Origin of the sequence: Zhouia spongiae, from assembly GCF_022760175.1 — a bacterium.
Taxonomy (GTDB): Bacteria; Bacteroidota; Bacteroidia; order Flavobacteriales; family Flavobacteriaceae; genus Zhouia; species Zhouia spongiae.
In genome coordinates, this window is record NZ_CP094326.1 from 2,374,117 (window position 1) to 2,388,357 (window position 14,241).

The 14,241-nt window shown below is 38.6% G+C and carries 15 protein-coding genes; 11 read left to right on the forward strand and 4 right to left on the reverse strand.

The window, feature by feature from the left end:
* Window positions 1–22 precede the first annotated feature (22 nt).
* The 10 genes from MQE36_RS10320 (at window position 23) to MQE36_RS10365 (ending at window position 11,499) form a co-directional block, all read left to right on the forward strand.
* Window positions 23–1,135 (forward strand): DUF4998 domain-containing protein, encoded by a 1,113-nt coding sequence (locus MQE36_RS10320; protein WP_242935899.1) that lies wholly within the window; start codon window positions 23–25, stop codon window positions 1,133–1,135.
* 189 nt (window positions 1,136–1,324) lie between these two features.
* On the forward strand, window positions 1,325–2,920 hold the full coding sequence (locus MQE36_RS10325) for a sulfatase family protein (RefSeq protein WP_242935900.1): 1,596 nt from the start codon (window positions 1,325–1,327) through the stop codon (window positions 2,918–2,920).
* 99 nt (window positions 2,921–3,019) lie between these two features.
* Window positions 3,020–3,466 (forward strand): protein-disulfide reductase DsbD domain-containing protein, encoded by a 447-nt coding sequence (locus MQE36_RS10330; protein ID WP_242935901.1) that lies wholly within the window; start codon window positions 3,020–3,022, stop codon window positions 3,464–3,466.
* A gap of 131 nt (window positions 3,467–3,597) precedes the next feature.
* Window positions 3,598–5,748, forward strand: a complete 2,151-nt coding sequence (locus MQE36_RS10335) for an alginate lyase family protein (protein ID WP_242935902.1) — start codon at window positions 3,598–3,600, stop codon at window positions 5,746–5,748.
* A gap of 1 nt (window position 5,749) precedes the next feature.
* On the forward strand, window positions 5,750–6,793 hold the full coding sequence (locus MQE36_RS10340) for a sugar kinase (protein WP_242935903.1): 1,044 nt from the start codon (window positions 5,750–5,752) through the stop codon (window positions 6,791–6,793).
* 5 nt (window positions 6,794–6,798) lie between these two features.
* The gene (locus MQE36_RS10345) at window positions 6,799–7,452 is read left to right on the forward strand and encodes a bifunctional 4-hydroxy-2-oxoglutarate aldolase/2-dehydro-3-deoxy-phosphogluconate aldolase (RefSeq protein WP_242935904.1); all 654 of its coding nucleotides are present in this window, start codon (window positions 6,799–6,801) and stop codon (window positions 7,450–7,452) included.
* A gap of 6 nt (window positions 7,453–7,458) precedes the next feature.
* Complete coding sequence (locus MQE36_RS10350) at window positions 7,459–8,439, forward strand: TRAP transporter substrate-binding protein (RefSeq protein WP_242935905.1); 981 nt, start codon at window positions 7,459–7,461, stop codon at window positions 8,437–8,439.
* On the forward strand, window positions 8,439–8,918 hold the full coding sequence (locus tag MQE36_RS10355; protein ID WP_242935906.1) for a TRAP transporter small permease: 480 nt from the start codon (window positions 8,439–8,441) through the stop codon (window positions 8,916–8,918). Before MQE36_RS10350 ends, MQE36_RS10355 begins: the two co-directional genes overlap by 1 nt.
* A 10-nt stretch (window positions 8,919–8,928) precedes the next feature.
* Window positions 8,929–10,215 carry a TRAP transporter large permease gene (locus MQE36_RS10360; protein ID WP_242935907.1) on the forward strand — a complete coding sequence of 429 codons (1,287 nt, stop codon included), beginning with the start codon at window positions 8,929–8,931 and terminating at the stop codon, window positions 10,213–10,215.
* A gap of 24 nt (window positions 10,216–10,239) precedes the next feature.
* On the forward strand, window positions 10,240–11,499 hold the full coding sequence (locus MQE36_RS10365; RefSeq protein WP_242935908.1) for a DUF2264 domain-containing protein: 1,260 nt from the start codon (window positions 10,240–10,242) through the stop codon (window positions 11,497–11,499).
* 178 nt (window positions 11,500–11,677) lie between these two features.
* Here the strand turns inward: MQE36_RS10365 and MQE36_RS10370 are convergent, their stop codons facing one another.
* Window positions 11,678–12,115, reverse strand: a complete 438-nt coding sequence (locus MQE36_RS10370; RefSeq protein ID WP_242935909.1) for a MarR family winged helix-turn-helix transcriptional regulator — start codon at window positions 12,113–12,115, stop codon at window positions 11,678–11,680.
* A 109-nt stretch (window positions 12,116–12,224) separates the two neighbouring features.
* Here MQE36_RS10370 and MQE36_RS10375 point away from each other — a divergent pair, with 109 nt between their 5' ends.
* Complete coding sequence (locus MQE36_RS10375; protein WP_242935910.1) at window positions 12,225–12,647, forward strand: secondary thiamine-phosphate synthase enzyme YjbQ; 423 nt, start codon at window positions 12,225–12,227, stop codon at window positions 12,645–12,647.
* Here MQE36_RS10375 and MQE36_RS10380 read toward each other — a convergent pair.
* From MQE36_RS10380 to rpmI, 3 genes are all read right to left on the reverse strand, one after another.
* A complete protein-coding gene (locus MQE36_RS10380; protein WP_242935911.1) occupies window positions 12,628–13,443 on the reverse strand; it encodes an HAD family hydrolase in 816 nt (271 codons plus the stop codon). The genes MQE36_RS10375 and MQE36_RS10380 overlap by 20 nt on opposite strands.
* Window positions 13,444–13,586: 143 nt before the next feature.
* On the reverse strand, window positions 13,587–13,931 hold the full coding sequence (gene rplT / locus MQE36_RS10385; protein ID WP_242935912.1) for a 50S ribosomal protein L20: 345 nt from the start codon (window positions 13,929–13,931) through the stop codon (window positions 13,587–13,589).
* A gap of 92 nt (window positions 13,932–14,023) precedes the next feature.
* A complete protein-coding gene (gene rpmI / locus MQE36_RS10390; RefSeq protein ID WP_038265602.1) occupies window positions 14,024–14,221 on the reverse strand; it encodes a 50S ribosomal protein L35 in 198 nt (65 codons plus the stop codon).
* Between the last annotated feature and the right edge of the window lie 20 nt (window positions 14,222–14,241).

Here is a 14,241-nt window from a genome sequence, read left to right on the forward strand (position 1 = left end):
TTAACCTTTATCAAATTAAGAAATGAAAAATATTAGAAAAGTCAATAAATTAATATGGGTCATGACCGTGCTGTTTATTTTGGGATTGGCCGGTTGTTCTGACGATAAGCCATATTCAGATTATTTTACATACTCACCAATAGAATATATAGGTAAAGTTGACTCGGTTTCATACCTGTCGGGAGTCAATAAAGTCAGGTTGACATGGAAAGTTTCTACGGACCCGTCGGTTAAGTCATTGGAAATAAGCTGGCTGGAAGATGGTGGCGACAAAGAAATGAGTGTAGACGTCGATGAAAACCAGATAGGAGAATATATGAATGTAGAAATAACAGACCTTTCAGCAGGGTCTTATACGTTCTTTCTTGTATCTAGCGATGGTAAAGGGAACAGCTCGGTTCCCGTTGAGTTGTTTGCTTCTGTTTTAGACCCTAGTTATCTGGATTTGATCCAGCCTGTTTTAGCTTCCGGTGAATATGTCGATAATTCGCTGATCATAACTTTGAGCAATGAAGAGGAAGGTTATATAGGTTCGGAAGTGTTTTATACGAATACCAATAATGAAGAAGTAAGTGTTCTTGTAGACGAGGAAAATGCCGAGTTTATAATAGAAGATTATAAATTAGGTACTGGGGTAACCTATTTGTCCAACTTTAACGATCCTGAAGTATTAGGTACATTATCGTCAAAAGAAACCAACTTGCAGGTAAGGCTCGAGTTTTCCAAAGAAGAATGGATAGCTTCTGCAGATTATGATGAACCGTCTAACCGTGGATCGTGGAATGTTATAGATGCAAATCCTTCTACAGTATGGCATATGAGTAAGTTAATGCAATATCCGCACCCTTTGGATATTGATATGGGAACAGTCCAAACTGTTAGCGGATTGACCTTTTTACAAAGACAAGACAATATCAATTACGGGCTCGTTAAGTTGGTCGAAATTCAAACAGGTAGCGATGATGTTAATTGGATTTCACAAAAGGAAGTGGAACTACCATTTACGCAAGATCCGATTTCTATACCATTGGAAGCTTCTGTTGAAGCCAGATATTTGCGAATCATATTTAAATCAGATTATAAGGGAGGGGATTTTACCGCAATATCAGAAGTGGGAGCATATGCTATATATTGATAAAGCTGGAGATATCCCTATTTAAAATTTTAACTTGATCTTATTTTTTGTAAGTTATTTAAGTTAATTTGGTTGTTACGAGATGGCAGGCCTTAAAATTTTGGGTCTGCCATTTTTATTTCAGATTATTATAATGAAATTTGCTTTTATCTCCTTAAGAGGAGTATTAAGTAACCAATTCCTAAAATAATGACACAAAAACCGACAATACTATTCACCCTTGCTTTTATCAGCCTTTTTTCTATTCAATGTAAGAATAACGATAAAAAGGGTAAGATTCCAGAAGAAACCGGAGTAGAAAGCCCCAATATATTATTTATCCTTTCCGACGACCACACATCAAAGGCATGGGGGATCTATGGAGGACAGCTGCAAGACTATGTGAAGAATGATAACATTAAACGATTAGCCAATGAAGGTGTTGTACTGGACAATGCTTTTTGTACCAACTCCATTTGCTCTCCGAGCAGAGCCAGCATATTAACAGGGCAGTATAGCCATTTAAATCAGGTATATACGCTAAGGGAACCTTTGCCTGCCGGGCATCCGAATATAGCGAGATCCTTGGGAGAGAACGGATATCAGACAGCGATAATCGGAAAGTGGCACTTAGACAAACAACCTGAGGGTTTTGATTATTTTAATGTATTGCCGGGCCAGGGTCGTTATTGGAATCCCATTCTGAAAACCAGGGAGACCTGGACGGACGGGGCTGACGGAAGCAAGGGAAAGGTATATAAAGGTTTTTCTACTGATGTGATAACCGATTTAACAGTCGAACACCTCAAAAAAAGAGATACATCAAAACCTTTCTTTATGATATGCAGTTTTAAAGCTACACATGAGCCGTTCGATTATCCTAAAAGATATGATAGCCTCTATGCCGATATAGATATCCCGGAACCCGAATCATTATACGATTTTGGAAAAGGGCAAGGAGGAAGAACCTTTGTCGGACAAAAATTAGAAAACCTGGCAAAAAGATGGAAGCAGGCTACCGATGACCCGGAAAACTTTTGGACATCATATCCCGGACTTCCTTATCCGCTGGATGGATTCGATAGTATGCAGCTAAGAAGCAAGATTTATCAAAAGCTGGTTAAAGACTTTATGCGAAGTGGGGCAGCCATAGACGATAATATTGGAAAACTTTTAGATTATCTGAAAGCAGAAGGGATCGAAAATAATACTATTGTGGTTTACACCGCCGATCAGGGATATTTTCTCGGAGAACACGGATTTTTTGATAAGCGTTTAATTTATGAGGAATCGTTACGAATGCCTTTTGTTATCAGGTTTCCCAAAGAACTAAAGGGAGGCAAACGTATTGATGATATTATTTTAAATATTGATTTTGCAGCTCTTCTGGCCGATTATGCAGGTATCAAAAAACCTGATTACATACAAGGAGAAAGTTTCAGAGAGAATTTAAAAGGAAATACACCTGAAAATTGGAGAGAGGAGATGTATTACAGGTACTGGTTGCACCATCCCGACCGTCCGTCCCATTTTGGTATCAGGAACGAGAGGTATAAATTGGCATTCTTTTATGGGCAGGGACTAGGGATGTACGGTTCTGAAGAGGATAAACCAACTGAGCCGGTTTGGGAGTTTTACGATTTGGAAAAAGACCCTAAAGAGTTGTATAACTTAATCAATGATCCGCAGTATGCCGATATTATTACCGAAATGAAAACCGAACTGATTAAACTGAGGGAGCAATATAAAGATGAGGATGCAGACAAGCCCGTTATGGAAAGAATAATGAAAGACAACTGGCAGTGATTAAAATGATTTGACTTTAAACTTATGTTAAAGTTTAAAGTCTTGTTAGGTATTATGGTAAAACTCAATACATTTATCAAATAATCTAATACGGAAATAATGAAGAAATTAGTTGTTGTTTTATTTTTATTTGCAGCTGCAGTAACAAAAGCTCAGATATTAGAGCCGGTTAAATGGTCAACCTCTGTGGAGAAGATCAGTAAAACAGAAGCTTATTTAGTAGCTACAGCTACAATAGATGAGGGATGGCATTTGTATTCGCAGGATGTTCCGGAAGGAGGACCTGTAGCTACAACATTTACTTATGACGACTCATCTAAAAAATTTAAGCTGGTAGATAAAACCGAGGAGGGCAAAGGGCATGTGGTAAATGATAAGATTTTTGAAATGAAGATCAAGTACTTTGATGGCAAGGCAGTATTCAAGCAAAAGATCAAGCTTGCACCAAATCAAAAATTAACGATCAATGGCTCTGTAGAGTTTATGGTTTGTGACGATGGCAGATGTTTACCGCCTACAACCGAAGATCTTAAATTTGAATTATAACTGATAAGATCAAATAAAATCAACCCTGAATTCTTTCAGGGTTTTTTTATGGTTAAAATAAAAATACAATCGTTTGTATTTTTTAAATAATAATAGTATTATTGATAAAAATTAAACATTAGAACCAACCAATGAAAAAATATGTAGTTATATTACTGCTGGCATTATTCTTATCTTTAACATCATTTGCCCAAAAAAAGGAAAATATCTTTGATAAACTTGATTTAAACAGGCCGGAACTGATCAGTGTAAAGGAGTTGTATGATCAAGGAGACATAGATGGAGCGAAAAAAGCACTGCTCGGTTATTACAGGAAAAAAGAAAATTTATATCTAAGAATCTCAGAAAAGGATGTAGCTTATATCAAAAGTGCATTTAAAGATGAGGTTGAAACTTCTGTTCGGGTAGCCGATGAGGTGAGAAATAAATATTTTCTTTTCAGGTATGAATGGGATATGGAAAAAACCACAGTTCCGTACGAGTTTAAAGGAGAAATAGACTGGCAGGCAAATCCTTTTGGTGATCCCGAATGGACGTTTATGTTAAGTCGCCATCGGTTCTGGCTGGATCTTGGTAAATCTTATATGCTCACCGGAAAGGAAAAATATGCAAAAGAATTTATAGATCAAGCTAAGCATTGGATTGATAATAACACCATAACGGATAAAACAAAATGGACTACATGGAGACGAATAGAGGCAGGTATCCGTATGGAAAACTGGATCAAGAGTTTTGAGTACATGAAAAACTCAAAATACGTTACCCCGGAGTTTCTTGAAAAGTTCTTACTCAGTATTGCAGCACACGCAGATTACCTGGATTCACAATTTAATGGACATTCGCGCACTAGCAACTGGGGTGTTATTGAATTTAGCGGATTGTTTAGTGCAGCTGTTTTTTTGTCTGAATTCAAGAACGGGAAAAAATGGCAGGAGAGTGCCGCTGATAAACTTCATGAGTGTATACAAAACCAGATATTGGAAGACGGAACCCAATGGGAACAATCGCCGATGTATCACAATGAAGTAATGCATTGTTTTATGAATACAGTCCTCTTGGCAAAGCGGGCAAATATTAAATTAACCGACAGGCTTATAAACAGGACAAAACAAATGGCCTATGCCAACCTCGATTGGCAAAAGCCTAATTATAACGAGCCTTTGCTGGGTGATAGTGATGATAACGATTTAAGAGATATGCTTACCACCGCAGCTGTTTTATATAACGACCGGACATTGAAGTCCAGGGCTTATGATGAATTGAATTACGAAAACTATTTCTTGTTCGGGAACGAAACGAATACCACCTACAAAGCTCTAGGAGAAAAATTACCGGAATTCTTGTCAGCTTACCAGTCTAATGCAGGCGATCTTTATTCGAGATCTTCTTGGGGCGAAGATGCATTTTACAGTAGCTTTCACATGAGAAGAATTGGTGGAGGGCATTCACACGATAATTTGTTACATTTTACCTTATTTGCCTATGGACAGGATTACTTGGTCGATACCGGTCGGTATACTTATATGTATAACAAGTGGAGACAATATTTTAAAGAGAATACTGCTCACAACACTTTGGGAGTAGATAACTTAACAAACTCAATATATAACGGTTCGTGGAGTAATAAATTCGAAGCAAAATCTGAAGGCCCTTATGCAATAATGGAAGATAGCTTTGATTATGCCGAGGCAATTAACAAAGCCTACCTTCGTCTGGAAGACCCTGTTTTAATGAAGCGCCGGATGTTGTATCTGAAACCAGATGTCTGGTTGCTGGTAGACAGTTTCGAAGCAGAAAAGGACCATGTGTATTCTCAATACTTCAATTTTGCCGATAAGAAAGTAAAAATAGAAGAAGGAAGTCTTATTACAACCCATGATGAAAACAACCTCAGAATTCAGCCCTTAAAAGAAGTTGAAGCTCAATTGACGGATGCATGGTACTCCCCGGATTATAATTATAAAGAAGAAATAACAAGAGCAGAGTTATCGAAAAAAGCGAGTGGGTTTAATTCTTTCATAACTTTATTGTATTTCCCTGAACATAATAATGTTGAATATGAAAAGATTCCGGTTTTTAACAGGGGAGGAAAAGAGCTCGCAGAGAACCAGGCAGAGGCGGTTCGGTTAAAAATAGACGAAAGAGAATATATACTGGTAGTATCACATGATATTTCAACATCTTTGGTCCCTCATAAATTAGTAGATAATGTAGTGGTAATGGGAGAAGTGGTGCTGATAGAAAGAAACAACGGAATTCAGAAAATAAAAGTCCTTAAGTAAAATGAAAGGCGGGAAGGTTAAAATAATCACATTCGGAGAAATAATGATGCGGTTATCGCCCCCTGGTCAGCGGAGGTTTTCTCAGGCCACTGCTTTCGACCTTCATTTTGGAGGCAGTGAGGCCAATGTGGCAGTATCATTGGCTAATTATGGGCTGGAGGCATCCTTTGTGACAAAACTTCCTGATAACGAATTGTCGGGAACGATGGTATCCGACCTTAAAAAAAGGGCTGTCAATACAGAAGATATCGTATATGGCGGCGATCGTATAGGAACCTATTTTTTAGAAACCGGAGCCTCGGGCAGGGGGAGTAAAGTGATCTACGACCGAAAGTATTCATCTTTCGATCAAATGAATCCGGGAGAAATCGACTGGAGTGATATATTTAAAGATGCTACCTGGTTTCATTGGTCGGGTGTTACTCCGGCCGTTTCCGAGAATGCAGCAAAAGCATGTTTATTGGCGGTACAGGAGGCCTCTAAGATGGGTTTAAGGATATCGACAGACCTTAATATGCGTCATAAGCTCTGGAATTGGGGGAAGATGCCTCAGGAAATAATGCCCGAACTGGTATCTTATAGCGATGTCCTGTTTGGCGATATGGCAGCATTTAAAACCATGTTGGGTATAGCCACGGAATATATCGATCTGGGAGAAGAAGGCATAGATCCCGGTCAGTGCCGGCCAACGGTTTTGAAACTGAGGACTGTATACCCGAAGTTGAATGAAATTATAGTAAGTTTTAGAAATTCAGCTAGTAGCAGTACCAACCTATACGCCGGAGTACTGTTTTCAGCCAATGAAGTGTTTAAAAGTCAGGTATATAAGATCACAGATATTGTAGATAGGGTAGGCACCGGAGATGCTTTTGTAGGAGGAGTAATATATGGGATCAATAAATTCAATGATCTGGAAAAGGCTATTGAGTTCGGGGTGTCTGCAGCTTCCTTAAAGCACAGTATCCTGGGAGACTTTAACCTGATTACCGCTCAGGAGGTGATCGATGGTATGAGTTTAAAAAAGAGGACGAACATATCGAGATAAATACTATGAAAGAAAAGATCAATACAATACTGAAATTAAGGGAAACAAAAATAGTCCCCGTATTTTATCATCCTGATGTGTTTGTGTGCAAGGAAGTTATAAAGACTTGTTATGAAGCAGGGATCAGGGTGTTTGAATACACCAACAGGGGAGCATATGCACACGAAGACTTTATCATCCTTAGTAAGTATGTAAAGGAAGAATTTCCGGGGATGGTTCTTGGAGCAGGTTCGGTAGTCGATGCCCCAACGGCAGCCTTGTTTATACAAAACGGAGCCTCTTTTATTGTATCACCTTTATTAAATCCGGAGATAGGCAGGGTTTGTAACCGGAGAAAAATAGTCTGGATACCGGGCTGTGCCACTTTAACGGAGATAGGCAATGCACATGAATTGGGAGCCGATATAATTAAATTATTCCCAGCCGCTCAGCTGGGAGGTCCGACTTTTGTAAAAGCGGTTAAAGGGCCGTGTCCCTGGACAGAGATCATGGTTACAGGAGGGATCGAGCCAACGGAAGAAGACCTGAAATCCTGGTTTAGTGCAGGTGTAAGCAGCGTAGGTATCGGTTCGTCTTTATTTAAGAAGGAATGGATCGAACAAGGAGATTACGAAAAAATTAAAGTGATGCTTGAGCAAGCTTTGTCATTGATCAAATAAATAAGAATGTTAAAAAAAGTCCTCCATATAATCCTCATTTGTATTTGTTTGCTCAATGTCAGTTGTAAAAACCAGTCTGATATAAAAGTACTCAAATGCGCACACGGTTTAGATGTAACCCATCCGGTGCACAAAGCAATGGTGTTTATGGCCGATGAGTTGAAGAAAAAATCAGAAGGAAAACTTACCATTGAGATATATGCTAACCAGCAGTTGGGATCAGAAAGGGAATGCCTTGAATTATTACAGATAGGAGGATTGGATATGACCAAGGTTTCAGCAGCTGTCTTGGCAAATTTTGCGCCTCAGTATGAAGTATTCGGTCTTCCTTATATTTTTAAAAATAAAGAGCATCAGTTCAGGGTTTTAGACGGAGACATAGGGCAGGAGATCTTGTCTTCCAGTGATAAGTTTTTATTACACGGTCTGGCTTTCTACGATTCAGGCAGCAGAAGTTTTTATACAAAAGAGCATCCAATCAAAGATCCCTCAGACTTAAAAGGAAAAAAAATACGTACCATGGAAAGCCCTATGGCTATGAACATGATTACCGCTATGGGAGGGGCAGCAACCCCAATATCAGCAGGAGAATTATATACAGCCCTGCAAGCAGGAGTTGTAGATGGAGCTGAAAATAATCCCCCGGTATTTTACCTCTCAAGACAATATGAAGTTTGCAAATACTTTTCCATAGATGAGCATACCTCAATACCCGATGTGTTATTGATAGGAACACAAACATTAGATGAGTTAACTGAAGAAGAAAAAAAATGGCTGAAAGAAGCAGTCCAAGCTTCCGTGAAACATCAGCGAAAACTATGGAAAGAAGCCGAAGACGAAGCATTAGAAGGATTAAAAGAAGTTGGAGTATCTATAATTTATCCGGATAAAGAACCTTTTGCTCAGAGGGTACAGGAATTATACCAAGAAGCTGCCGAAGATGAAATGATGAAGAAAATGATTAACGAGATAAAAAGTCAGGAATAATGAAAAATAAAATTGACAATATGCTGGAAAAACTTCTCATAGTACTGATGTCTGTCATGACCTTAAATGTCTTGTGGCAGGTTGTTTCACGTTATGTCCTGAATGCTCCAAGTTCTTTTACCGATGAATTAGCGCGTTATCTTCTCATATGGATAGGTATGTTGGGAGCGGCATATGCTACCGGAAAAAGAATGCATCTGGCAATTTCGCTGATCCCTTCAAAATGGATGAATATGTACAGAGAGCGCATTCTGGGGAAGATTTCAGCTTTCTGTGTGGCCTTATTTGCACTTTTGGTTTTGGTGATTGGAGGAGGGAGATTGGTGTATCTTACTTACTATCTGGAACAAAAATCCCCTGCTCTTGAAATTTCATTGGCTTATATATACATGGTTTTACCCATCAGCGGAATTTTGATGATTATATATAGTATAGGTCATTTTAAAAATACACCAAGTCATTCAGAATATAGCTCTTAAACAAAATAAGATGGAAATATTAATACTCATTATAAGTTTTCTGATATTTTTAATTTTGCGGATTCCAATAGCATATAGCATAGGGCTGTCTGCATTAGTTACCTTGTGTTTTAGTATTCCGTCTTTAGCATCTTTTACTGTTGTAGCCCAACGAATGGCCACAGGCCTTGACAGCTTTTCTCTAATAGCCATTCCTTTCTTCATTTTTGCAGGTGAGTTAATGAATAAGGGAGGAATAGCAAAACGATTAATCGATCTGGCAAAGTCGCTGGTGGGAAGCTTTCCCGGGGGGCTGGCTTATGTAAACATAATAGCGTGCATGCTTTTTGGTGCCGTTTCAGGATCGGCTGTAGCCGCTGCCTCAGCCATTGGGGGAATCATGGGAGGAAGGATGAAAAAAGAAGGATATGATGAAGGGTATAGTGCTGCCGTAAATATTACATCGTCGACAACAGGATTGCTGATTCCGCCAAGTAATGTCTTAATAGTATATTCACTGGCCAGTGGAGGGACTTCGATAGCAGCCCTGTTTATTGCCGGATATTTACCCGGAATATTAATAGGTTTTTTGCTCATGTTAGTGGCAGGGATTTATGCATATAAAAAAAAGTACCCTACCGGAGCAAAGGCAAAAATCAGGGAAATAATAAAACACTTCTTCAAGGCGCTACCAAGCTTATTATTGCTGGTGGTTGTGGTAGGAGGCATAGTGGCAGGTATTTTTACAGCCACGGAAGCATCGGCGGTAGCTGTATTGTATGCACTGATCTTGTCATTTATCTACAAGGAAATCACACTGCAGGAACTGCCTGAAATTATTTTAAAATCGGTAGGAACGACTTCGATCGTCATGCTGTTGGTGGCTGCATCAATGTCGATGAGCTGGACGATGTCATATGAGAATTTACCACAGGCAGTTACAGAGATGTTGATGACGATATCCGATAATAAGATCGTAGTATTATTAGTGATCAATCTTATTTTATTGGGGGTTGGTATTTTTATGGACATAACCCCTGCAGTACTCATTTTTACACCGATATTCTTGCCTATAGTTACAGCCTTGGGTATTGATCCTGTGCATTTTGGGATTATAATGATTTTAAATCTGAGTATAGGCTTGTGTACGCCACCCGTAGGTTCCGTTTTGTTTGTAGGGTGTAGTGTGGCGGAATTGAGTATTTCGAGAGTAATAAAGCCATTGATGCCTTTGTTTTTAATAATGATTTTCGGGTTGTTACTGATAACCTATATCCCTGAAATAACATTATGGTTGCCTGAGTGGTTTGGTTTTTAAAGAATCGATTAGTTAAAAAATAATATGGAAAGAAGAAAGTTTATTGGAACAGCTTCAATTGCCGGAGCTATGGCCGCACTATTGCCTGGTGAAACAGTAGCATCTACTACACAATCGAATGGCAATTTATATGCAGCTAATGGATCGAAAGACAGAGCGTATTGGGCCGATTTGTTGTATCAAATGATGAATCCGGTATTTACCAATTTAGCCAATAATACATTGGTTAAGAATATGCCGGTTGAAGCATCACCGACGTATGACGGAAGAAAAAATGTAACATATCTTGAAGCGGTCGGAAGAGCTGCTGCAGGAATGGCTCCCTGGTTGGCTTTGCCGGATGATGATACGAAAGAAGGTAAAATGAGAAAGGATCTGAAACAAAAATTTCTCAAGGGGATTGCTAATGGAGTAAACCCTTCAAGTCCTGATTATTTAAATTTTACGAAAGAATATCAGCCAATTGTAGATGCTGCTTATTTGGCCCATGCTTTTTTAAGAGCCCCGGAGGCTTTATGGGAACCGCTTGATGATGTTACCAAGAAACGCGTAATCAAAGAATTCAAGGCATTAAGAACACGCAAACCATGGAATAATAACTGGCAACTTTTTACAGCGCTGACCGAGGCCTTTCTTTTGAATATTGGCGAAGAATGGGATAAAGAAGCCGTGAATAAGGCCTTGGGTAAGTTTAAAGAATGGTATGTCGGAGATGGCTGGTATAGCGATGGACCTCGATTTTCTTTTGATTATTATAACTCTTTTGTAATTCATCCTATGTTGGTCGATACACTTGAAATATTGGCTAGCAAAGGAGTCGTTCCAAAAGAGAATTATGACTTAGCATTAAAGCGAATGATCAGGCAAGTGGTGCATCAGGAGCGAATGATTTCACCCGAAGGTACATTCCCGGTTATAGGTCGCTCCATCACCTATAGAAATGGTGCTTTTCAGGCTTTGGCTCAAGCGGCGTTAATGCATCAGCTTCCCGAAGGAGTTAGCCCGTCACAAGTAAGGTGTGCGCTTACCGCTATTAAAAAGAATATTCTGGGTAGAGATACATTCAATAAGGAAGGTTGGTTAACCCTGGGCTTTTGCGGACATCAACCGGATGTAGCCGATTATTATTCTTCAACAGGCAGCATGTATATGGCATCATTAAGCTTTTTGCCTTTAGGGCTACCGGCAGATGACGATTTTTGGATGGGTAAGCCTGAAGACTGGACAGCCAAAAAAGCATGGAACGGGAAGAACTTTAAGAAAGACTATCATGTAGATTATTAAAAAAATCAGCCCCTAAGTATTTTTACTTAGGGGCTGATTGGGAAATAATTGGTTTGGGATAGATTAGTTTGTTGGTTAGATTTTATATCGATTATTATTTCCCGGATAAGTTATAACCCCATACGAAAGACAATTATCAAGGAAGTATTCAGGTTTGGATGGTTTTTTCCTTGTCCTATTATCTGTGATCACTACAGTTATTGATAATTTTATTCAAGGTTGTTTCTACTTGTTTTATTTCATTGTCGGTAACTCCTTTTAAAGCTTTATTTCTATTCGATATTATAATACCCTTCATTTTATCGAGTACTTGTACTCCCATTTCAGTGAGACGTAAAGAATACCGTCTTTTATCTTTATGGTTTACGGATCTGCTCAGGTACCCGTTTTTAGTCATCAGTTCGATGGTGCGCGTAACAGAAGCAGCATCTTTAAAAACTAATTCTGCTATTTCCTTTTGCGACAGGTCAGGATACTTTTTCAAGAAGATAAGCACCATGGCCTGGTCAATTGTTATGGTAGGGATCTCAATGCTGATATTCTTTTGTGCCAATCTGCGGTATTCCTTGATCGCCCTCTCTATAGAATAGAAAATAGTTTCATTAGGTAATTTCACCTATGTGATGCTTTTGTCTTACGTAAATATAATTGATATATCAACTATATACAATTATTTTTTTATCTAAATCAGATAAAGGCTATTTTTATCTTTAAAGAATAAAGCCGTGAAAATATTTCAGAAAGAAATAGCATTGCCTCAAATGAACAGAGGTTTTCATTTGATAACAGACAATATAGAATGTGCCGTTCCGGAAATGAAACAGTTATCCTTCGGACAAATGCAGGTATTTATCAAGCATACTTCGGCCGGTTTAACGATTAACGAAAATGCCGATCCGACAGTTCGTGAAGATTTTGAATCTCATTTCAATGTAATGGTGCCCGAAAATCAGGCCTATTATCACCATACATATGAAGGATCCGATGATATGCCTGCACACATTAAAGCATCGTTATTAGGAACATCTGTCACAGTACCCATTACCGATGGAAAGTTAAACCTGGGGATATGGCAGGGTATATACTTGTGTGAGCACAGAAACAAGGGGGGATGCAGAAAACTGGTAATTACGGTTTTTGGTTCTTAGCCTTTACAAGTTGTTCCAGAATTTGTACAACACCATCGTCATTATTACTGGCAGTTTCAAATCGAGCACTTTTTTTGATATTCGGATGGGCATTAGCCATAGCAAAGCTAAAGTAGGCTTCATGGATCATTTCAAGATCATTGTTATAATCGCCAAAAACCATAGTTTCTTCTTTGGAAATACCTAATCGATTTTGTAGAAATCGTAATGCCGTACCCTTATTGGCATCCGGATGAGATAGATCTAACCAGTTTTGCCCGGAAACCTTAACCTGCATTTCATTTTCAAGATGCTTTACTACCGGATAAATATGTTCTTCAGAGCTTTCAAAATGAAAGACTGCAATTTTAAGAATATCCTTATGGTCAACTAGCGTAAGGTCGTCTACAATCTCGTAAGCAGCATAATATTCATTAAACAGGTCAATAAACGATATTTCTTTGGTTTCTATATACGATTTGTCTTTCCCGCACAGTACAATGTAAACCCCGTCTACCTCCCTCAGTAAGCTGATAAGGTACTCAATTTTTTCTTTCGGAAGATGAGTTACCAGTAATTCATTTCCATTCTGTTTGGCAACACCTCCATTTTCGGCTATAATAGTGATATCCTCAGCTATTTTAGCCAGCTTGTCTGTAATGCTGTGGTACTGACGGCCACTGGCGGCGGCAAAGTGAATATTATGTTTTTTTAATTCGTGATACAATTCAAAAAAACGTTCACTTACTTTCCCCTCAGAATTAAGTAATGTTCCGTCCATATCACTAACAACAAGTCTGACTCCAGATAAATCCATAAGCATTAAAATTAAGTGACAAAAGTAACCATATGGGCTTTATGTATGTGTTAATTGCCAGTTATATTATTGCGGTCTTGATAAATAAAAAATCCGGTTCAGGTGAACCGGATTTATAAACGAGATAATATATTGTTAGACGTTTATTTTACTTTTTCAACGATTGCTTTGAAAGCATCAGGGTGATTCATAGCTAAGTCTGCAAGAACCTTTCTGTTAAGTTCTATGTTGTTAGCTTTAATCTGTCCCATAAACTGAGAATAAGACATACCGTGTAATCTCGCACCTGCATTAATACGGGTAATCCAAAGAGCACGGAATGTTCTTTTCTTATTTCTACGGTCTCTGTATGCATATTGCATCGCTTTATCAACCGCATTCTTGGCAACTGTCCAAACGTTTTTACGTCTTCCGTAGTAACCTTTGGCTTGTTTTAAAACCTTTTTTCTTCGAGCTCTTTTAGCTACTGAATTTACTGATCTTGGCATAATTTTAATGTTTTTGTAGCAGGCGGCCGGTAACGGGCACTTTTATAAAGCCTGACTCCAGGGTTATACAATTTATTTAACCGAAGGAACGATTACTTTAAACGTAGTTGTTCCTTAATGCTGTTCTCATCAGACTTGTCAACAAGTGTTGAATGAGTAAGCGCTAGCTTACGCTTTTTAGACTTCTTGGTTAAGATGTGACTTTTAAAAGCGTGCTTTCTTTTAATTTTACCAGTACCTGTAAGCTTGAAACGCTTTTTAGCACTAGATTTTGTTTTTTGTTTAGGCATTTCTCCTAGTATTTACTTAA

Bases quoted from the DNA above. Each gene is read 5' to 3' on its own strand.
- MQE36_RS10320 (WP_242935899.1), top strand. From the start codon at position 23: ATGAAAAATATTAGAAAAGTCAATAAATTAATATGGGTCATGACCGTG.
- MQE36_RS10325 (WP_242935900.1), top strand. From the start codon at position 1,325: ATGACACAAAAACCGACAATACTATTCACCCTTGCTTTTATCAGCCTT.
- MQE36_RS10330 (WP_242935901.1), top strand. From the start codon at position 3,020: ATGAAGAAATTAGTTGTTGTTTTATTTTTATTTGCAGCTGCAGTAACA.
- MQE36_RS10335 (WP_242935902.1), top strand. From the start codon at position 3,598: ATGAAAAAATATGTAGTTATATTACTGCTGGCATTATTCTTATCTTTA.
- MQE36_RS10340 (WP_242935903.1), top strand. From the start codon at position 5,750: ATGAAAGGCGGGAAGGTTAAAATAATCACATTCGGAGAAATAATGATG.
- MQE36_RS10345 (WP_242935904.1), top strand. From the start codon at position 6,799: ATGAAAGAAAAGATCAATACAATACTGAAATTAAGGGAAACAAAAATA.
- MQE36_RS10350 (WP_242935905.1), top strand. From the start codon at position 7,459: ATGTTAAAAAAAGTCCTCCATATAATCCTCATTTGTATTTGTTTGCTC.
- MQE36_RS10355 (WP_242935906.1), top strand. From the start codon at position 8,439: ATGAAAAATAAAATTGACAATATGCTGGAAAAACTTCTCATAGTACTG.
- MQE36_RS10360 (WP_242935907.1), top strand. From the start codon at position 8,929: ATGGAAATATTAATACTCATTATAAGTTTTCTGATATTTTTAATTTTG.
- MQE36_RS10365 (WP_242935908.1), top strand. From the start codon at position 10,240: ATGGAAAGAAGAAAGTTTATTGGAACAGCTTCAATTGCCGGAGCTATG.
- MQE36_RS10380 (WP_242935911.1), bottom strand. From the start codon at position 13,443: ATGGATTTATCTGGAGTCAGACTTGTTGTTAGTGATATGGACGGAACA.
- rplT (WP_242935912.1), bottom strand. From the start codon at position 13,931: ATGCCAAGATCAGTAAATTCAGTAGCTAAAAGAGCTCGAAGAAAAAAG.
- rpmI (WP_038265602.1), bottom strand. From the start codon at position 14,221: ATGCCTAAACAAAAAACAAAATCTAGTGCTAAAAAGCGTTTCAAGCTT.